Below are 19,195 nucleotides of genomic sequence, written 5' to 3'. Positions count from 1 at the left end.
TATGGTGGAATGGCAGCGTCGTCGACGACGAGCCGACGCGCCACGACCGGCCGTAGGGTGATCACGACATGGCCGCGACCCGCGGTCAGGCAGGAGGAGACCGACGTGAAACTGCTCGTCACCGGCGGTGCCGGCTTCATCGGCAGCGTGGTGACCAGGATGCTGCTCGACGCCGGCCACGAGGTGGTGGTGCTCGACGACCTGCGCACCGGCCACCGGCAGGCGCTCGCCCCCGACGCGGCGTACGTCGACGCGCCCCTCCACGACGCCGCGCGGGTGCTCACCCCCGGCGCGGGCTTCGACGGGGTGCTGCACTTCGCCGCGCTGATCGCCGCCGGCGAGTCGATGGTCAGGCCCGAGCTCTACTGGCACACCAACACCGTCGGCTCGATCGCCCTGATCGACGCGGTCCGGGCCGCCGGCGTGCCCCGCCTCGTCTTCTCCTCCACCGCCGCCGTCTACGGCAACCCCGTCGAGCTGCCGATCCCGGAGACCGCGGTCAAGGCGCCCACCAACACATACGGCGCCACCAAGCTCGCCGTCGACATGGCCCTCACCTCGGAGGCGGTCGGGCACGGCCTGGCCGCCGTCTCGCTGCGCTACTTCAACGTGGCCGGCGCCCACCTGGACGGCGACGTCGCGCTCGGCGAGCGGCACGACCCGGAGACCCACCTCATCCCGATCGCGCTGGAGGTCGCCGCCGGACGGCGGGAGAAGCTCCAGCTCTTCGGCGACGACTACCCGACCGTCGACGGCACCTGCGTACGCGACTACATCCACGTCGCCGACCTGGCCCGCGCCCACCTGCTGGCGCTCGACGCCGCGACCCCCGGCCGGCACCGCATCTACAACCTCGGCAACGGCAACGGCTTCACCAACCGGCAGGTGGTCGAGGTGGTCCGCGAGGTCACCGGGCACCCCGTGCCGGTCGAGATCGCGCCGCGCCGCGAGGGCGACCCCGCCGAACTGGTCGCGTCGTCCGCGCTGGCCCGCGAGGAACTGGGCTGGGTGCCACGGAAGCCGACCCTGCCCGACATCGTCACCGACGCCTGGGCCTTCTACCAGGCCCACGTCCTGGGTCGGCCGTGAGCGGGCCCGAGGCGGCGCGCCGGCCCACCGCCGACGTCGCCGACCGCGCCGCCACCGGCTTCACCGAGGCGTACGGCGAGCCGCCCGTCGGCCGCTGGGCGGCTCCCGGGCGGGCCAACCTGATCGGCGAGCACACGGACTACAACGACGGTTTCGTGCTCCCCTTCGCCCTGCCGCTGCGCACGGTGGTCGCCGCCGCACCGCACCCCGACGGCACCTGGCGCGTCTGCTCCGAGCTCTCCGGCGAGACGATCGGCTTCGGTGCCGACGAGGTCGCCGAGCCCGGCCGCGTCACCGACTGGGGCGCGTACGTGGCCGGCGTGGTGTGGGCGCTGCGGGAGGCGGGGCACGCCGTGCCCGGCGCCCGGCTGGCGATCGCCTCCGACGTGCCGCTGGGCGCCGGCCTCTCCTCCTCGGCCGCGCTGGAGGCCGCCGTGCTGACCGCCCTGGTCGACCTGGGCGGGCTCGACCTGCCCGCCGAGCGGCAGCCCCGGCTGGCCCAGCGGGCGGAGAACGGGTACGTGGGGGCACCGACCGGGATCATGGACCAGTCGGCGGTGATCCGCTGCCGGGCCGGGCACGCGCTCTTCCTGGACTGCCGCGACGAGTCGATCGAGCACGTGCCGTTCGACCTGGACGCCGCCGGCCTCGCCGTGCTGGTGGTCGACAGCCGGGCCCCGCACCGGCACGCCGACGGCGAGTACGCGGCCCGCCGCGGTTCCTGCGAACGGGCGGCCGGGCTGCTCGGCGTCGCGGCCCTGCGCGACGTCCCCGCCCAGGGGCTGGACGACGCGCTGGCCCGACTGGACGAGGAGGAGACCCGACGCCGGGTGCGGCACGTCGTCACCGAGAACCAGCGGGTGCTCGACACCGTCGCGCTGCTGCGCGCCGGCCGGGTACGCGAGATCGGCCCCCTGCTGACCGCCTCGCACGCCTCCATGCGCGACGACTTCGAGATCACCGTCCCGGAGGTCGACACGGCCGTCGAGGCGGCCCTGGCGGCCGGGGCGCTCGGCGCCAGGATGACCGGCGGCGGCTTCGGCGGCTGCGTGCTCGCCCTGGTCGACGCGGAGCGCGCCGACGCGGTCGCCGCCGCCGTCACCGCCGCGTACGCCGAACGCGGTTTCCCCGCGCCCGGCCACGTCACGGTCCTGCCCGGCCCCGGCGCGACCCGGTTGGACTGAGCGGCCGCCACCCGCCCGGTTCACACGCGCGGGTGGCGCCCCGCCGGGGCACCGACGACTCCGGCGGGCGGTCCGACGCGGGGCGTCGCCCCGTGGCCCGACGCCGGCATCGGCGGCGCGGGCCCCTCCGTCACTGCGCCTCGACGATCATCCCCGCGCCGACCGTGCGGTTGGTGGACTCGTCGATGATCACGAAGCCGCCGGTGGTGCGGTTGCGGCGGTACTCGTCGGCGAGCAGCGGCACGGTCGTGCGCAGCCGCACCCGGCCGATCTCGTTGAGCCCCAGCTCGCCCGCCGACTCGTCGCGGTGCAGCGAGTTGATGTCCAGCCGGTAGTGCAGGCCGCGCACGATCGCCCGCGCCGAGCGGGTGGTGTGCTTGATCGCGTACCGGCCACCGACCTGGAGCGGGCGCGTCTCGTCCATCCAGCACACCATCGCCTCGATGTCCTGGGAGACCGCCGGGGCGTTGTTCGGCCGGCAGATCATGTCGCCCCGGGAGATGTCGATCTCGTCCGCCAGGCGTACGGTCACCGACATCGGCGGGAACGCCTCCGCGACCAGCCCGTCGGCGGTCTCCACGGCGGCGATCCGGCTGGTGAACCCCGACGGCAGCACCATCACCTCGTCGCCGGGCTTCAACACGCCGGAGGCGACCTGACCGGCGTATCCCCGGTAGTCGGTGACCGTGGTGGACTGCGGGCGGATCACGTACTGCACCGGGAACCGGACGTCGACCAGGTTGCGGTCGCTGGCGATGTGCACCCGCTCCAGGTGGTGCAGCAGCGACGGGCCCTCGTACCAGGGCATGTTCTCCGACCTGCCGACGATGTTGTCGCCACGCAGCGCGGAGATCGGCACCACCGTCAGGTCGGGCGCGTCGAGCTTCGCGGCGAACGCGGTGAACTCGTCGGAGATCCGCTCGAAGACCTCCTGCGACCAGTCGACCAGGTCCATCTTGTTGACGCAGAGGACCAGGTGCGGCACCCGCAGCAGCGAGCAGAGGAACGCGTGCCGGCGGGACTGCTCGACCAGGCCCTTGCGGGCGTCCACCAGGATCAACGCCAGGTCGGCCGTCGACGCCCCGGTGACCATGTTCCTGGTGTACTGGATGTGCCCCGGCGTGTCCGCGATGATGAACTTGCGCCGCGGGGTGGCGAAGTAGCGGTACGCCACGTCGATCGTGATGCCCTGCTCGCGTTCGGCCCGCAGGCCGTCGGTGAGCAGCGCCAGGTTGGTGTACTCGTCGCCCCGGGCCGCGCTGACCGCCTCGACGGCGGCGAGCTGGTCGGTGAAGAGCGACTTCGTGTCGTAGAGCAGCCGGCCGATCAGCGTCGACTTGCCGTCGTCGACGCTGCCGGCGGTGGCGAAGCGCAGCAGGTCCATGCGGCGGGCCTCCGGCCCGGCCCCGGCCCGGCCGTCCGTCGTGCCCGCGCCGTCCCCGGCCACGGTCTCGGTGGTCATCAGAAGTAGCCCTCCCGCTTGCGGTCCTCCATGGCGGCCTCGCTGACCCGGTCGTCGCCGCGGGTCGCGCCGCGCTCGGTGATCCGGGTGGCGGCGACCTCCTCGATGACCTTCTCCACCGTGTCGGCGTCGGAACGGACGGCCGCGGTGCAGGACGCGTCGCCCACCGTCCGGTAGCGCACCCGCGCCTTGAAGCGCTCCTCGCCCGCCCGGGGGCGGAAGAACTCGTTGACCGCGTAGAGCATCCCGTCGCGCTCGACGACCTCGCGCTCGTGCGCGTAGTAGATCGACGGCAGGGCGATCCGCTCCCGGGCGATGTAGTGCCAGACGTCCAGCTCGGTCCAGTTGGAGAGCGGGAAGACGCGGATCGACTCGCCCGGGTGGTGACGGCCGTTGTAGAGCGCCCACAGCTCCGGCCGCTGGTTCTTCGGGTCCCACTGGCCGAACTCGTCGCGGAAGCTGAACACCCGCTCCTTGGCCCGGGCCTTCTCCTCGTCGCGGCGGGCGCCGCCGAAGAGCGCGTCGAACCGGTGCTTCTCCACCGCGTCCAGCAGCACCGGGGTCTGGATCCGGTTGCGCATCCCGTCGGCCGACTCGCGCACCAGCCCGCTGGCCAGCGCCTCCGGCACGCTCGCCACGACCAGTTGCAGCCCCAGCTCGGCGACGCGCTGGTCCCGGTATTCGAGCACCTCGGGGAAGTTGTGCCCGGTGTCGACGTGCATGACCGGGAAGGGGATGTTGGCCGGGGCGAACGCCTTCTGGGCCAGCCGGAGCATCACGATCGAGTCCTTGCCACCCGAGAAGAGCAGCACCGGCCGTTCCATCTCGGCGACCACCTCGCGCATCACGAAGATGCTCTCGGCCTCCAGCGCGTCGAGATGCGACACCTGGTAGGCGGCGGGGGCGGTCATGACACGGGCCCGCTTCGCTCGAATCCGCTCATCTGATTCCAGACCTTTCCGGTCGGGCATGCCAAGAAATGCCGCCAGGCTACCCGGAATGACGCTGCAACGCTGCAAGCAACCGACTGGCGAGATCCTGGCGGCAGACCAGAAGATCGGGTAGACGCGGATCCGCCTCGTTGTATTTCAGCGCAGAACCATCGATCCGGGAAGCGTGCAGCCCGGTGGCCGTCGCCACAGCCACCGGCGCCGCCGAGTCCCACTCGTACTGGCCGCCCGCGTGGATGTAGGCGTCCACCTCCCCGGTGACCACCGCGGCGATCTTCGCGCCGGCCGACCCCATCGGCACCAGCCGCGCCCCGACGTCCTCCGCCAGGTCGGTCAGGAACACCGGCGGCCGGCTGCGGCTCGCCGCCAGGCGGATCGCCCGCCCGCCACCGGCCGTCGCCGCCTGCGTCGTCGCCGGCGGGTACGCCGGCGGATAGTCGGTGCCCAGCACCCGGTGCTGCGCCGGCAGCCCGACCGCCCCCGCGACCAGCCCGTGCGGCGTCGGCGCGGTACGCGCCCAGAGCGCCACGTGCACCGCCCAGTCCGAGCGGCCCTCCTCGGCGAACTCCCGGGTGCCGTCCAGCGGGTCGATGATCCACACCCGGTCGGCGGCCAGCCGGGACACCGCTCCCGCGTTCACCTCGGCGGCCCAGGCCAGCCGCGAACCCTCGTCCTCCTCGGAGAGAACGGCGTCGTCCGGCCGCCACCTGGCCAGCTCGGTGCGGATCAGGTCGTGGGAGACCTTGTCGCCCGCCGACTTCAACGCCCCCGCGTCGGCGAAGCCCAGCTCGGCGCGCAGATCGAGCAGCGCCTGACCGGCCCGGACCGCGAGCCACCGGGCGAAAGCGCCGTCGACCGTCGGAGGACTGCCCATGATCCCGCTCCCGTCGCCTCGCCAAGCCCCGCGCCGCCCGCCGACGACCCGCGTCGTCGGCCGCGCCGCGCCGAAAGGCGAAGACTACCGGCAGCCAGCGCCGAAAACGGCCCTCACACCCCGTGGTAGAGGTTCTGCGTCGGCTCCACGCCCCTGGTGACCACCGACTCCACCACGTCCGCGGCCCGGTCCACCAGGAACTCCAGCTCCTTGCGCTCCGCCGCGCCGAAATCCGACAGTACGTAGTCCGCGGGGTCCTGCCGCCCCGGCGGCCGGCCGATGCCGAACCGCACCCGGACGTACTCCTTGGTGCCCAGCGACTTCGACATCGACCGCAGGCCGTTGTGCCCGCCCTCGCCGCCGCCGCACTTCACCCGCAGCTGGCCGTAGCCGATGTCCAGCTCGTCGTGCACCGCGACCACCCGCCCCGGCGGCACCTTGTGGAACTGGGCCAGGCCGGCCACCGGCCCCCCCGAGAGATTCATGTACGTCAGCGGCTTGACCAGCACCAGCTTCGGCCCGCCGAACCCGAGCCGCCCCTCGGCGACCTCGGCCACCGCCCGCTTGTGCCGGCCGAACCGCGCCCCGAGCCGGCCCGCCAGCAGGTCGGCCACCATGAAGCCGACGTTGTGCCGGTTGCCGGCGTACTCCCGACCGGGATTACCCAGGCCGACCACCAGCCACGGCCCCGTCTCGTCCGTCACGCCCCGCCCCTCCCCGCCGCTCGCCGCCACCGACCCGGGCCCCGATACGCCGACAGGCGCCCCCGAACCGCGCGGGGACGCCTGTCGCAACGATACGAACCGATCAGGCCTCGGCCTTGGCCTCGGCGCTCTCCTCGCCCTCCGCGGCCGGAGCCTCGGCGGTCTCCTCGCCGACCTCGGCCTCGGCCTCCTCGGCGGCCTCCTCGACCTCGGGGAGGGTGGCCTCGAGCTGCTCGGCGGTCGGCGCGGCGGTCACCGAGGCGACGGTCTGCTCCGCGTCGGCGACCAGCTCGACGCCGGCCGGCAGCTCCACGTCGCCGGCGGTGACCTGCGTACCGGCCTGCATGCCCTCGATCGAGGCCTCCAGGTGGTCCGGCACCTTGGTGGCGTCGGCGGTGACGGTCAGCGTGTCGTGGTCGTGCACGATCAGGGTGTCCCGCGCGGCGTCGCCGGTCAGCTGGATCGGGACCTCGACGGTGACCTTCTCGCCCCGGCGGACCAGCAGCAGGTCCACGTGCTCGAAGGTGTCCTTGATCGGGTCACGCTGGATCGCCTTCGGCAGCGCCAGCACCTGCGTGCCGTCGCTGACCTCGATCGCGAAGAGCTGGTTGGCGCCGCCCTTGCGGATCGCGGCGGCGAACTCGCGCGACGGCAGCGCGATGTGCTTGGGCTTCTCGCCGTGGCCGTACAGCACGGCGGGCACCTTGCCGGCCCGGCGGGTACGACGGGCACCACCCTTGCCGAACTCGGTACGGGGCTCGGCGCTGATCTTTACCTCGGACACGGGGAAACTCCTGATGCTTCGCTGCGGCGGCTTGTCGTCTGGCGGTGCTGGGGCGAGGGGCTCGCTGGGGCTCATGCGTCGAGAACGACTGCCCGGAGCACCGCGTCGATGACGGTGCCTCCGTGCGGCGCTAGTCAGCGGCCCGCCGGGCACCCTCGCCGTGGCAACCGCACCAGTCTACCCGAGCTGATTCCGCGCTTCGCGGCAGTCCCCTTATCACCGTCGTCGCAGGTCCGCAGGCCGATCGGAACCCGACCGGCCGGGCACCCCACGGGCCGCCCCCGCGGCGCGCCACGCCCCGCGAGACGGCTCCGGAACCGGGCCGTTTCCGGGACCGGGCCGGGGGGCCGTGTCGGCCACCCCGGCCCGGACCGACGTCAGACGATCAGCTCAGGCCCCCGAAGAGGGTGGTCACCGAGCCGTCGTCGAAGACCTCGCGGATCGCCCGCGCCAGCAGCGGGGCGATCGACAGCACGGTGATCTTGTCGAGCTGCTTCTCCGGCGGGAGCGGCAGCGTGTTGGTCACCACGACCTCGCTGATCGGGCTGTTCTTCAACCGCTCGGTCGCCGGGTCGGAGAGCAGCGCGTGGGTGGACGCGACGATCACGTCCGCCGCGCCGGACTCACGCAGGATGTCGGCCGCCTTGCAGATCGTGCCGCCCGTGTCGATCATGTCGTCGACGATCAGGCAGACCCGCCCCTCGACCTCGCCGACCACCCGGTTCGCCACCACCTGGTTCGGCTTCAGCGGGTCGCGGGTCTTGTGGATGAAGGCCAGCGGACAGCCGCCCAGCCGGTCGGTCCACCGCTCGGCCACCCGCACCCGGCCCGAGTCCGGCGCAACCACCGTCATCGGGCGGCCGGCGTACTTGTGCTCCACGTACTCGGCGAGGATGTCCATCGCGAAGAGGTGGTCGACGGGCCCGTCGAAGAAGCCCTGGATCTGCGCGGTGTGCAGGTCGACGGTGAGGATGCGGTTCGCCCCCGCCGTCCTGAGCAGGTCCGCCACCAGCCGGGCCGAGATCGGCTCCCGGCCGCGGTGCTTCTTGTCCTGCCGGGCGTACGGGTAGAACGGCAGCACCACGGTGATCCGCTTGGCCGAACCGCGCTTCAACGCGTCGATCATGATCAGGGTCTCCATGACCCAGGTGTTGACCCCGTGCGTCACCGACTGGACGACGAAGGCGTCCGAGCCACGCACCGAGTCCTTGAACCGTACGAAGATCTCACCGTTGGCGAACTCGTACGCGTCGGCCGGCGTCGGCGCGACGCCGAGCACCTCGCCGATCTCCCTGGCCAACTCCGGAAAGCCACGTCCGGAAAAAAGCATCAGGCTCTTGCGGTTTTCGGCGACGATGCTGCCCATGGGCCCGTCTGCTCCCGTTGGTCGGTGGTACCCGGCGGTGGTGGTGGGCCGGGGACTATTCGGTTGCAGTATCCCCCGCGCCCGAGGCCGACCCGACCGCCTCGGTGTCCCCGTGGATTGCCTCACCTTCCCTTGCCCCGGACCTGGGCGCCGACGCATCCTCATCGGCCGCCCGGGCCCGCGCGGCCGCCGCCGCGGACGCCGTACCGGCCCGCTTGCGGGCCACCCAGCCGTCGATGTTGCGCTGCGGCGCCCGGGTCACCCCGAGCGCGCCCGGCGGCACGTCCTGCGTAATCGCGCTGCCCGCCGCCACGTACGCCCCCGCGCCCACCTCGACCGGCGCGATGAGGCTGGTGTCGCAGCCGACGAACGCGCCGTCGCCGACCGTGGTGCGGTGCTTGTTCACCCCGTCGTAGTTCACGAAGATCGTCGCCGCGCCGATGTTGGCCTTCGCGCCGATCGTCGCGTCCCCCACGTACGACAGGTGCGGCACCTTCGCCCCCGCGCCCACGTCGGAGTTCTTCACCTCGACGAACGTGCCCACCTTGGCCTTCTCGGCCAGCCGGGCGGCCGGCCGCAGGTACGCGTACGGCCCGACGGTGGCGCCCGGACCGACCTCCGCGCCCACCGCGTGGCTGCGCAGCACGGTGGCGCCCGGGCCGACGACGGTGTCGATCAGCGTCACGTCCGGCCCGATCACCGCGCCGGTGCCGACCACCGTGCCGCCGCGCAGCTGGGTGTTCTGGTCGACCACCGCGTCCCGGTCCAGGGCGACCGTCACGTCGATCCAGGTGGTGTCCGGGTCGAGCAGGCTGACTCCGGTGCGCATCCAGGCCTCGTTGACCCGGTCGCGCAGCAGCCGGCGCAGGGCGGCCAGCTCGACCCGGTCGTTGCAGCCCAGCGTCTCGACGTGGTCGGCCGCGACGTGCACCGCCACCGGCTCACCGGCCGAGCCCAGCAGCGCGAAGACGTCGGTCAGATACTCCTCGCCCTGGTCGTTGTCGGTAGACAGCTTGCCCAGCGCGTCGCGCAGCCGGACCACGTCGAACGCGTAGATGCCGGCGTTGATCTCCCGGATCGCGCGCTGCGGGGCGGTGGCGTCGCGCTCCTCGACGATCTGCTCCAGCCGCCCGTCGGCGTCCCGCACGATCCGGCCGAGACCGGTCGGGTCGGGCACCTCGGCGGCGAGCACCGTCGCCGCCGCGCTCGCGCCCTCGTGCGCCGACACCAGCGCGGCCACGGTCTCCGGGCGGAGCAGCGGCACGTCCCCGTTGATGACGACCACGGTGCCGGTGGCGTCCGGCACCGCCTCCAGCGCGATCCGGACGGCGTGCCCGGTGCCGAGCTGCTCGGCCTGGAGCACCGGGGTGGCCTCGGGGGCGATCTCCGCGAGGTGCGCCCGCACCTGGTCGGCACCGTGGCCCACCACAACCACGGTGCGGTCGGCGACCAGTGGCGCGGCGGCGGTGAGCACGTGACCGACGAGGGTACGTCCGAGCAGCGGGTGCAGCACCTTGGGCAGCGCCGACTTCATCCGCTTGCCCTCACCGGCGGCGAGCACGACAACGGTGCGGAGGTGGGGCTGGGACACGACGCGGGCTCCCGTCGGGACGGCGGACAGTCTCGCGCCATGCTAACCAGACTCGGTCAGCGACGAGCGGAAGCTCCCGGGAGAGGATTCGAACCCCTACAATCAGGACCAAAACCTGACGTCCTGCCATTAGACGACCCGGGAAGGACTAAACGGACAAGCCGACCAGCTAGCTGGCCCCTACACCTTAGCGTCCCGAACCCGCGACGCCATCGCCCATTCCCTTCATGATCCCCTCGACCGTCCAGTAGAGGTGACTCGACCGCGGGACATACACCGTCAGGCATCCTCGATAGGCGGCGCCCACGTTCTGCCGCCTCGTCGCCGGCCGATGCCGCTTGAACGACGAACGCTGCAACTCCGCCGCCGGCACCCCGACCAGGTCGGCCCACCACCGTACGGCCTCCGCCTCGTCCGCACTCTCGTGGATGCTCACCCGGAACCGCAGCGCGGCGCGGGCGACTCCGAGCGCTTCGACAAACCGGAGGAACAACAGCACCAGCACGGGGTCGCTGTTGATGAACTTGAGCCGGCAGTCATTGGGGCGCCAGGGCTTGGCCTTGCCTCCCTCGCACCAGTAGATCGCCGCACCGACCAACACCAACTCCCGGTCGCCCAGGCGCTCGACCCAGGCAGCCGCCTTCCTGACCGTCTCCGAGCGGGCGGCGTCGCGGGCAGCCCGGTGCTCGGCCCACTGCGCGTCCGTCATCAACTTGGAGTGCGCCCGCCGGCGCGCCCGCGCCTCCTCGGAGTCGCCGGCCAGCGGCAGGTGCCGCACCCACAGGTACGCGGTGGAGCGAGCCACTCCTACCCGCCTCGCGATCTCCGGGACGGTGCAACCCCGACGGCGCAGGCGGAGCGCCTCCTCGTACAGGTGCGGGACCGGGCCGCGATAGCGGCGCGTCGGCTGCGACGGCGGTTCGTCGGCGAGCGGATCGGTCATGGGCAGCACCCCAGGGCTCCCGTACGACGGTCTCGACATTCATCCCCGCCGCTGTCCCGTGCGTGCTCCGGGAACCTAAGTTACGGTGACGTAGGCGTAACTTCATGATCCTCCGTCCCTCTGCGAGGTGCCATGTCCGCCACGTCCCTCGACCCGGCCGCCGGTCCGAAGCCGCTCACCCAGGGCACCCAGTCCCGCGGCATCCTCGTCGCCCTGTGGGCGTTCGTGGTGATCCCCTTCCTGGCCCTCGTCGCCGCCGCGCCGGTCGCCTGGGGTGGCTGGCTGAGCTGGACCGACGTCGCCGTCGCCGGGTTCTGGTACGTGCTCTCCGGGCTCGGCATCACGGTCGGCTACCACCGCTACTTCACCCACGGCTCGTTCAAGGCGAAGCGGTGGCTGCGGATCGCGCTGGCGGCCGCCGGTTCCCTGGCGGTGCAGGGCGAGATCATCCAGTGGGTGGCGGACCACCGGCGGCACCACGCCTTCTCCGACCTGGCGGGCGACCCGCACTCGCCCTGGCGGTTCGGGGCGAGCGTCCGCGGGCTGACCAGGGGGCTGTTCCACGCGCACGTCGGGTGGCTCTTCCGCCGGGAACTCTCCAACCGCCGGCGCTTCGCCCCCGACCTGCTCGCCGACCGCGACATCAGCCGGGTGGACCGGCTCTTCCCGCTGCTGGTGGTGGTCTCGGTGCTCGGTCCGGCGCTGATGGGCGGCCTGCTCACCTGGTCGTGGCAGGGCGCGCTCTCCGCGTTCTTCTGGGCCGGTCTGGTCCGCATCGCGCTGCTGCACCACGTCACCTGGTCGATCAACTCGGTCTGCCACGTCTACGGCGAGCGGCCGTTCGCCATGCGCCAGGGCGACCGGGCGTCGAACTTCTGGCCGCTGGCGATCCTGTCGTTCGGCGAGAGCTGGCACAACCTGCACCACGCCGACCCGACCAGCGCCCGGCACGGCGTCCTGCGCGGTCAGGTGGACATCTCGGCCCGGGTGATCTGGCTGTTCGAGAAGGTCGGCGCGGCCTGGGACGTGCGCTGGCCGAAGCCCGAGCGCCTCGCGGCACGGCTCGTCGGGCCGGCCGGCCGGCGGGAAAGCGGGCGGTGGCCGCGGGGGGCGCCTGGCAGTATGGCCGGGTGACCGAGCGAAGCGGCAGCCGGCCCGGCGGCACGGGGCCGGGAGCTGACCCGGGTACGGTCGGAGAACACGGCGGTGCCACCCGGCCGGCGCCCGTCGAGGCGACGACGTGAGCCGGCACGACGGCCGCTCCATCCCTCGACAGGGCGTCACCGAGCGCCGGCGGAGTGACGACGACATGGCTGATGCCTCTGGCAGCGACGGCACGACCGGCCGGCGGCCGGCGGTTTCCGCCGCGCCCCCCAAGCCCTCCGCCCGGGTACGCATGCCGGCGGCCCAGCGTCGGGAGCAGCTGATCTCGACCGCCCGGCAGATCTTCGCCGAGCGCGGCTTCGACGCCACCTCCATCGAGGAGGTGGCGGCCCGCGCGAAGGTCTCCAAGCCGGTGGTCTACGAGCACTTCGGCGGCAAGGAGGGGCTCTACGCGGTGGTGGTGGACCGCGAGGTACGCGCCCTGCTCGACCGGATCACCACGGCCCTGACGGCGGGGCATCCGCGCGAGCTGCTGGAGCAGGCGGCGCTGGCACTGCTGACCTACATCGAGGAGGAGACCAGCGGCTTCCGGGTGCTGGTCCGCGAGTCGCCGGTGCTGTCGGCGACGGGCAGCTTCAGCAGCGTGATGAACGACGTGGCACACCAGGTGGAGCACATCCTGGGGGCCGAGTTCTCCAGCCGGGGCTACGACCCGAAGCTGGCCGAGCTCTACTCGCAGGCGTTGGTGGGGATGGTGGCGCTGACCGGCCGCTGGTGGTTGGAGGTGCGCAAGCCGCGCAAGGAGACGGTTGCCGCCCACCTGGTCAACCTGGCCTGGAACGGCCTGTCGCACCTGGAGGCGACGCCGGGTCTGATCACGGTGCGGCCGCACTGACCCCGGGCGGTCGGCCGGGCCTCCGCCCAGGACCGACTCAGCGGCTGTGCGCCTCGGAGACCGGGTGGTGCCGGCGCCGCCGCTCCTCCTCGGCATTCTCGTCGCTGCCGACCTTGTCGTAGAGGCCGGTGCCGAGCAGGATCAGGCCGAAGATCATCGACACGATGACCGTGGACATCGAGAAGTTGAGGAAGTTGGCCTCGGTCTGCAGCACGGCCATCATCAGGACGCTGGTCACCAGGAAGACGATGCCGGCGGTCAGGTTCATGTAGTGGCCGAGGTTGCCGCGCCGCGACGCCCCGACGATGAGCACGATCCCGAAGGCGACGGAGGCCAGCGAGAACGCCAGGTTGGTGCGGAGCCCGAGGGCCCACTGGTCGCCCCGGTCGAAGAGCGGGTCGCCCCAGGTCAGGACGACGCCCCAGACGCCGAAGAGCAGGATGTAGAGCCCCACCAGGCCGGCGAGGACCCGGTAGACCGGCCGCGCCGGGTGGTTGACGGGAAAGTGCGGCATGATCCCTCCACCAATCAGGACATTCACCCCGATTGTCCCTCGGAGGAGGTCATCCGTCCGCCAAACCGCCCGACAGCCGGCGGAACCACAAAGACCCCACCCCATCGGGCGGCGACGGCCGGACGGAGCGGGACCACGAGTGGTTTCGCCGGAGCCCGACCCGCGCAGGGATCAGGCCTGACCGCCCGGAGCGGGTCGGGCTCCGGCGAAACCCGGCAGCAGAAGGGCTCAGAGCACGAGGCGGGCCTTCTGCCAGGCCTCCTGGTCCTCGTTCGTGCCCACCTTGCCGTACATGCCGACCATCAGCAGGACCAGGCTGACCATCATCAGCACGATGACGGTGAAGATGCTGAAGTTGAAGATGTTGGCCTCGGTCTGGATGAAGGCGAGGCCGGCGAGGCTGATCACCATGATGGCGTACGCCAGCCACTGGTTGATCATGACGTCGATGTTGCGGCCGATCGCGGTGCCGGCCAGCACCGCCACCCCCAGCAGGACGCTGAGCAGCGAGAGACCGAGGTTCGTGCCCTGGCCGAGGACCTGGGTGTCGTCCTGGGCGAGGACCTCGTTGCCGGCGCTCGCGATGATGCCGAGCACGCCGAAGGCCACCAGGTACAGACCGGTCAGCCCGCCGATCGCCCGGTAGACCGGCCGCGCGGGGTGGTTGACGGGGGTGTGGGCCATGTCTGAGTCTCCAACGCCGTTCGGGTGAGGGGTCGCCGACGATTGTCCCGCACACCGGGGTGTGACGCCGCACACGGGGGCCTCCCGCGGCGGCGCCACGACGACGGGTGGCTCAGATCGTCGGGATCTCGTCCGCCAGGGCCAGCCAGGACTCCTCGGTCCGCTCCCGCTCGGCCCGCAGCTCCTTGAGCTGCGCGTCGAGTTCGGCGACCTTGGCGTAGTCGGTGGCGTGCGTGGCGAGTTGGTCGAGCAGCGCCGCCTCCTTCTGCTCCAGCTTGGCGACCTGCCGTTCCAGCCGGGACAGCTCCTTGCGGGCCTGCCGCGCCTCGGCGGCGGACATGCCGGTCGCCGCGGGGGCGTCGGAGTCGGCCACGGGGGCCGCCTCCGACGCCGCCGGACCGGGTCGGCCGGCGGCCCGCGCCAGGTACTCGTCGACGCCACCGGGCAGGTGCACCAGGCGGCCGTCGCCGAACATGCCGTACGCGACGTCGGTGACCCGTTCGATCAGGTACCGGTCGTGGCTGGCCACGATGACCGTGCCGGGCCAGGAGTCGAGCAGGTCCTCCAGCGCGGCGAGGGTGTCGGTGTCCAGGTCGTTGGTGGGCTCGTCGAACAGCAGCACGTTCGGCTCGCCGGCGAGCAGCCGCAGCATCTGCAACCGTCGGCGTTCACCGCCGGAGAGGTCGCCGACCGGCGTCCAGAGCCGCCGGTCGTCGAAGCCGAAGACCTCGGCGAGCTGCGCGGCGGAGACCTCCCGGTCACCGAGCTGCACCCGGCGGGCGACCTCCTCGACCGCTTCGAGTACGCGCAGGTGGCCGGGGAGTTCGGCGAGTTCCTGGGAGAGGAAGGCCGGCCGGACCGTCGAGCCGGTGCCGAGGCGCCCGCCGTCGGGGCGGGTGATGCCGGCGAGCATCCGCAGCAGCGTGGTCTTGCCCGCCCCGTTGCGGCCGAGGACGGCGATCCGGTCGCCCGGGCCGACCTGCCAGGTGACGTCGCGCAGGATCTCCTTCGGGCCGGCGTGCAGGGTGACCCGCTCCAGGTCGTACACCTGCTTGCCGAGGCGGGCGGTGGCGAGCCGTTGCAGCGACATGGTGTCGCGCGCCGGCGGGACGTCGGCGATGAGGGCGTTGGCGGCGTCGATGCGGAACCGCGGCTTCGAGGTGCGCGCGGGCGGGCCGCGGCGCAGCCAGGCGATCTCCTTGCGGAGCAGGTTCTGCCGGCGGGCCTCGGTGGCCGCGGCGACCCGTTCCCGCTCGACGCGGGCGAGGGTCCAGGCGGCGAAGCCGCCCTCGTACGCCCGGACGGTCTGGTCGGCGACCTCCCAGGTGGTGGTGCAGACGGCGTCGAGGAACCACCGGTCGTGGGTGACCACGACGAGCGCGCCCTTGCGGCCGACGAGGTACTTCGCCAGCCAGTCGACGCCGCCGACGTCGAGGTGGTTGGTGGGCTCGTCGAGGATGAGCAGGTCGGACTCGCGGACCAGCAGCGCGGCCAGCGCCACTCGCCGCCGCTCGCCGCCGGACATCGGGCCGACGGGCTGGTCGAGGCCGAGGTGGGGCATGCCGAGGCCGTCGAGGATGGCCCGGACGCCGGCGTCGCCGGCCCACTCGTGCTCCGCGCCCATGCTCTCGTCGAGCCAGGCGGTGCCGAGCACCACGTCCCGGACGGTGGCCTCGGGGGTGAGTTGGAGGGTCTGCGGGAGCCAGGCGACCCGCAGGTCGCGGCGGTGGGTGACGCGCCCGTCGTCCGGTTCCTCCAGGCGGGTGAGCAGCCGCAGCAGGGTGGACTTGCCGGCCCCGTTGAGGCCGACCACGCCGATCCGGTCGGCGTCGTCCAGGCCGAGCGAGACGTCGGTGAGCAGTGGCCCGGCGGCGCCGTAGCCCTTGGAAACCCGGTCCAGGTTGACGATGTTGGCCACGACCTCACCTCCCATGATCAAGGCGTCCCAGGTGCCGGTCGGCACCTCGGGACGCCTGAGCCTCCCAGCGTACGCGGACCGCCGTGCCGGCCACTGGGCGCGGGAGGGGTCAGCCGACGCGTGCGCCGGGCACCGGGCCGTGGGCCGTACGCGCCTCGCGGCACACGTCGGCGGCCGCCAGCTCGGCGGCGATCCGTTCGGCGTCGACGGCGTCCGCGGCGAGGAAGACGCAGGTCGGCCCCGAGCCGGAGACGATGCCGGCGAGCGCGCCGGCCGCCTCGCCGGCCTTCAGCGTCGCCGCCAGCGACGGGCGCATGGCCAGGGCGGCGGCCTGGAGGTCGTTGCCGAGGGTGGCGGCGAGCACCCGCGGGTCCCGCTGGCGCAGCGCGGCGAAGAGCGCGTCGGTGCTGCCCAGCGGCTCGCCGGCGGCGCCGGCGTCGCGGAGCCGGTCCAGTTCGCGGTAGGCGGCGGGGGTGGAGAGGCCGCCGTCGGCGACGGCCACCACCCAGTGCCAGGTGGTGGGTCGGGCCAGCACGGGGCTGACGGTCTCGCCCCGGCCGGTGCCGAGAGCGGTGCCGCCGTGGATCAGGAACGGCACGTCGGAGCCGAGGCCGGCGGCGATGGTGGCCAGCTCGTCGCGGGAGAGGCCGGTCCCCCAGAGCGCGTCGCAGGCGACCAGCGCGGCGGCGGCGTCGGCGCTGCCGCCGGCCAGCCCGCCGGCCAGCGGGATCTGCTTGCGCAGGTGCAGCCGGGCGTGCGGCGGCACCCCGGCGTGGTCGGCGAGGGCGCGGGCGGCCCGCACGGCCAGGTTGGTGTCGTCCAGGGCCAGCTCACCGGCGCCCTCGCCCTCCATGGTGAGGGTGAGGGTGTCGCCCCGGCGGGCGGTCAGCTCGTCGTGGATGGAGATGGCGTGGTAGACGGTGTTCAGCTCGTGGTAGCCGTCGTCGCGCAGCGGACCCACCCCGAGGTGCAGGTTGACCTTCGCGGGCACCCGGACCCGTACCGGCCCGCCCGCGCCGCGCCGCTCGTCCTCGTCGCCCGGTCGCCAGGCCTCGGTCACGGGGCCGTGTCCCGCACGCGCGGACGGATGTCGGACGGCTTCTCCACGGTCAGCTCCTCGGCGAATCGGCGGCCGGCTCGTGCCGGCCGCCGACCAGGTCGTACGCGTACACGTGCGGGGCCCTCGGCGGGCACGGCGTCAGCCTACTGGGCGGCGGGTGGGGCGGCCGGAGCCGACGCGGCGATGGCGGCGAACTGCTCCACCGAGAGCGACTCCCCGCGCGCGCCGGGGTCGACGCCTGCGGCGGTCAGGGCGGCGGCCGCCCGGTCGGCGCCGCCGGCCCAGCCTGCCAGCGCGGCGCGCAGGGTCTTGCGGCGCTGCGCGAACGCGGCGTCCACGACGGCGAAGACCCGTTGCCGGGGTACGTCGGGGCGGGGCGGTTCGCGGCGGGTGAAGGCGACCAGTCCGGAGTCGACGTTCGGCACCGGCCAGAAGACGTTGGGCGGGACCTTCCCGGCGGCGCGGGCGGAGGCGTACCAGGCGAGCTTGACCGAGGGGACGCCGTACACCTTGGAGCCGGGGCCGGCGACGAGCCGGTCGGCGACCTCCTTCTGCACCATCACCAGCCCGTGCCGCAGGGTGGGCAGCTCGGCGAGGAGGTGCAGCACCACCGGCACGGCCACGTTGTAGGGCAGGTTCGCCACCAGCGCGGTCGGCGGCGGATCGGCCAGGTCGGCGGCGCGGACGCGCAGCGCGTCGGCGTGGTGGACGGTGAGCCGCGCGGCGTCGGGGCCGGCGTGCCGGGCGGCGGTGTCGGGCAACGCGCCGGCCAGCGTCGGGTCCAGCTCGACGGCGTGCACGTGCGCGGCGGCCGTGAGCAGGGCGAGGGTCAGCGAGCCGAGGCCGGGGCCGACCTCCAGCGCCACGTCGTCCGGGGCGAGCCCGGCGGCGGTGACGATGCGCCGGACGGTGTTCGGGTCGTGCACGAAGTTCTGGCCGAGCCTCTTGGTGGGGGTGACGCCCAGCCGGGCGGCCAGTTCCCGGATCTCCGCCGGGCCGAGGAGACCGGTCACGCCCCGTAGCCTATGCGGGTCGCGGCCGGCGCGGGGAGGGGCCCCTGCACCGGTGTCCCGCCGTTCACCACGGGCCGAAGACGCGGTCGCCGGTGGCGGAGATGGCCGCGCAGAGCCGGTCCAGGTCCGTGCCGGTCGTCTCGGCCAGCGACCGTACGGTCAGCGGGATCAGGTAGGAGGCGTTCGGCCGCCCCCGGTGCGGCATCGGGGTCAGGTAGGGCGCGTCGGTCTCGACCAGGAGCTGCTCGATCGGGGTGAGCGCGGCGGCCTCGCGCAGCGCGGCGGCGCTGCCGAAGGTGACCGTGCCGGCGAAGCTGAGCAGGTAGCCCCGGCGGACGCACTCGCGGGCGAAGTCGGCGTCGCCGGAGAAGCAGTGCAGCACGACGGTCTCCGGCGCGCCCTCGTCGTCGAGAATCCGCAGCACGTCGGCGTGCGCGTCGCGGTCGTGCACGACCAGCGCCTTGCCGTAGCGCTTGGCGATGGCGACGTGGGCCCGGAAGCTCTCCTCCTGGACGGCCCGCCCCTCCTCGCCGGTGCGGAAGAAGTCCATCCCGGTCTCGCCGATGCCGCGTACCCGGTCCCGGGCGGCCAGCGCCTCGATCTCGCGCAGCGCCTCGTCCAGGTCGGGCAGGCGGGGCGCCTCGTTCGGGTGCAGCGCCACGGTCGCCAGCACGGCCGGGTGGGTGTCGGCGACGTCGGCGCCCCATCGGGACGAGGCGACGTCCACCCCGACCTGCACCAGCCGGTCGACGCGCACCGAGGCGGCGACGGCGACGGCCGCGGCGACCGGGTCCCCGGCGGGGCCGTCGCCCGGGTCGCCGTCCGCGCCCGACCGTGGGGGCCGCGGGGGTACGCCGGCCTCGCTGACGGTGATGTCGAGGTGGGTGTGGCTGTCCAGCACGGGGCGGGGCAGCGGCTCGGGCACGGGCGGGAACTCCCCGGCCCGGCGGGCGGCGCGCTGCTTGCGGGTTTCGGTGGGCTCGCTCATCGCGGCCAGCATCACACACCGGCGGCGGCCCGTGTTCCGGGGACGCCACCGGTTGTTCACCCCGACGGCACA

18 protein-coding genes and 1 tRNA gene are annotated in these 19,195 nt (G+C 73.4%); 4 read left to right on the top strand and 15 right to left on the bottom strand.

All coding sequences use genetic code 11. The features are described 5' to 3' along the window. Positions 1 to 105 precede the first annotated feature (105 nt). Together galE and galK are read left to right on the top strand one after the other, a co-directional pair. Positions 106 to 1,089, top strand: a complete 984-nt coding sequence (gene galE / locus V6V16_RS14865; protein WP_334562615.1) for a UDP-glucose 4-epimerase GalE — start codon at positions 106 to 108, stop codon at positions 1,087 to 1,089. Beyond that, a complete protein-coding gene (gene galK / locus V6V16_RS14860) occupies positions 1,086 to 2,273 on the top strand; it encodes a galactokinase (RefSeq protein WP_334562614.1) in 1,188 nt (395 codons plus the stop codon). The genes galE and galK overlap by 4 nt, the downstream gene beginning before the upstream one ends. A gap of 130 nt (positions 2,274 to 2,403) precedes the next feature. Here the strand turns inward: galK and V6V16_RS14855 are convergent, their stop codons facing one another. The 9 genes from V6V16_RS14855 to V6V16_RS14815 form a co-directional block, all read right to left on the bottom strand. Continuing rightward, positions 2,404 to 3,735, bottom strand: coding sequence for a sulfate adenylyltransferase subunit 1 (locus tag V6V16_RS14855; protein WP_334562612.1), 1,332 nt, complete (start codon positions 3,733 to 3,735; stop codon positions 2,404 to 2,406). Continuing rightward, positions 3,735 to 4,646, bottom strand: a complete 912-nt coding sequence (gene cysD / locus V6V16_RS14850; RefSeq protein ID WP_334562611.1) for a sulfate adenylyltransferase subunit CysD — start codon at positions 4,644 to 4,646, stop codon at positions 3,735 to 3,737. Before cysD ends, V6V16_RS14855 begins: the two co-directional genes overlap by 1 nt. Positions 4,647 to 4,725: 79 nt before the next feature. Continuing rightward, positions 4,726 to 5,559, bottom strand: coding sequence for an inositol monophosphatase family protein (locus tag V6V16_RS14845; protein WP_334562610.1), 834 nt, complete (start codon positions 5,557 to 5,559; stop codon positions 4,726 to 4,728). A gap of 113 nt (positions 5,560 to 5,672) precedes the next feature. After that, positions 5,673 to 6,263, bottom strand: a complete 591-nt coding sequence (gene pth, locus V6V16_RS14840) for an aminoacyl-tRNA hydrolase (RefSeq protein WP_334562609.1) — start codon at positions 6,261 to 6,263, stop codon at positions 5,673 to 5,675. A 103-nt stretch (positions 6,264 to 6,366) separates the two neighbouring features. Then, positions 6,367 to 7,047 carry a 50S ribosomal protein L25/general stress protein Ctc gene (locus V6V16_RS14835; RefSeq protein ID WP_334562608.1) on the bottom strand — a complete coding sequence of 227 codons (681 nt, stop codon included), beginning with the start codon at positions 7,045 to 7,047 and terminating at the stop codon, positions 6,367 to 6,369. A 385-nt stretch (positions 7,048 to 7,432) separates the two neighbouring features. Next, on the bottom strand, positions 7,433 to 8,413 hold the full coding sequence (locus V6V16_RS14830; RefSeq protein ID WP_334562607.1) for a ribose-phosphate diphosphokinase: 981 nt from the start codon (positions 8,411 to 8,413) through the stop codon (positions 7,433 to 7,435). A gap of 55 nt (positions 8,414 to 8,468) precedes the next feature. Then, the gene (gene glmU / locus V6V16_RS14825; protein WP_334562606.1) at positions 8,469 to 10,004 is read right to left on the bottom strand and encodes a bifunctional UDP-N-acetylglucosamine diphosphorylase/glucosamine-1-phosphate N-acetyltransferase GlmU; all 1,536 of its coding nucleotides are present in this window, start codon (positions 10,002 to 10,004) and stop codon (positions 8,469 to 8,471) included. 73 nt (positions 10,005 to 10,077) lie between these two features. After that, positions 10,078 to 10,148, bottom strand: a tRNA-Gln gene (locus tag V6V16_RS14820). 43 nt (positions 10,149 to 10,191) lie between these two features. Then, a complete protein-coding gene (locus tag V6V16_RS14815) occupies positions 10,192 to 10,947 on the bottom strand; it encodes a helix-turn-helix domain-containing protein (protein ID WP_334562605.1) in 756 nt (251 codons plus the stop codon). Between the two features lie 132 nt (positions 10,948 to 11,079). On the opposite strand from V6V16_RS14815, the gene V6V16_RS14810 reads away from it, so the two are divergent. Next, on the top strand, positions 11,080 to 12,081 hold the full coding sequence (locus V6V16_RS14810; RefSeq protein ID WP_334562604.1) for an acyl-CoA desaturase: 1,002 nt from the start codon (positions 11,080 to 11,082) through the stop codon (positions 12,079 to 12,081). 175 nt (positions 12,082 to 12,256) lie between these two features. After that, entirely contained in the window at positions 12,257 to 12,946 is a 690-nt protein-coding gene (locus V6V16_RS14805; protein ID WP_334562603.1) for a TetR/AcrR family transcriptional regulator, read from the top strand. A gap of 37 nt (positions 12,947 to 12,983) precedes the next feature. Here the strand turns inward: V6V16_RS14805 and V6V16_RS14800 are convergent, their stop codons facing one another. From V6V16_RS14800 to V6V16_RS14775, 6 genes are all read right to left on the bottom strand, one after another. Further along, positions 12,984 to 13,460, bottom strand: a complete 477-nt coding sequence (locus tag V6V16_RS14800; protein ID WP_334562602.1) for a DUF4383 domain-containing protein — start codon at positions 13,458 to 13,460, stop codon at positions 12,984 to 12,986. Between the two features lie 228 nt (positions 13,461 to 13,688). Next, on the bottom strand, positions 13,689 to 14,144 hold the full coding sequence (locus tag V6V16_RS14795) for a DUF4383 domain-containing protein (protein WP_334562601.1): 456 nt from the start codon (positions 14,142 to 14,144) through the stop codon (positions 13,689 to 13,691). Positions 14,145 to 14,256: 112 nt separating this feature from the next. Beyond that, on the bottom strand, positions 14,257 to 16,062 hold the full coding sequence (locus V6V16_RS14790; RefSeq protein ID WP_334562600.1) for an ABC-F family ATP-binding cassette domain-containing protein: 1,806 nt from the start codon (positions 16,060 to 16,062) through the stop codon (positions 14,257 to 14,259). 109 nt (positions 16,063 to 16,171) lie between these two features. After that, entirely contained in the window at positions 16,172 to 17,122 is a 951-nt protein-coding gene (locus V6V16_RS14785) for a 4-(cytidine 5'-diphospho)-2-C-methyl-D-erythritol kinase (protein WP_334562598.1), read from the bottom strand. A 143-nt stretch (positions 17,123 to 17,265) separates the two neighbouring features. After that, positions 17,266 to 18,135 (bottom strand): 16S rRNA (adenine(1518)-N(6)/adenine(1519)-N(6))-dimethyltransferase RsmA, encoded by an 870-nt coding sequence (gene rsmA / locus V6V16_RS14780; protein WP_334562596.1) that lies wholly within the window; start codon positions 18,133 to 18,135, stop codon positions 17,266 to 17,268. A gap of 64 nt (positions 18,136 to 18,199) precedes the next feature. Continuing rightward, positions 18,200 to 19,135: a TatD family hydrolase gene (locus tag V6V16_RS14775; protein WP_334562595.1), complete on the bottom strand. Its 936-nt coding sequence runs from the start codon at positions 19,133 to 19,135 to the stop codon at positions 18,200 to 18,202. Positions 19,136 to 19,195 lie beyond the last annotated feature (60 nt).

The sequence above is a fragment of the Micromonospora sp. CPCC 205561 genome (assembly GCF_036906775.1).
GTDB lineage: Bacteria > Actinomycetota > Actinomycetes > Mycobacteriales > Micromonosporaceae > Micromonospora.
Note: the sequence above shows the minus strand (reverse complement) of the source record. Positions and strands in the feature narration are given on the sequence as shown.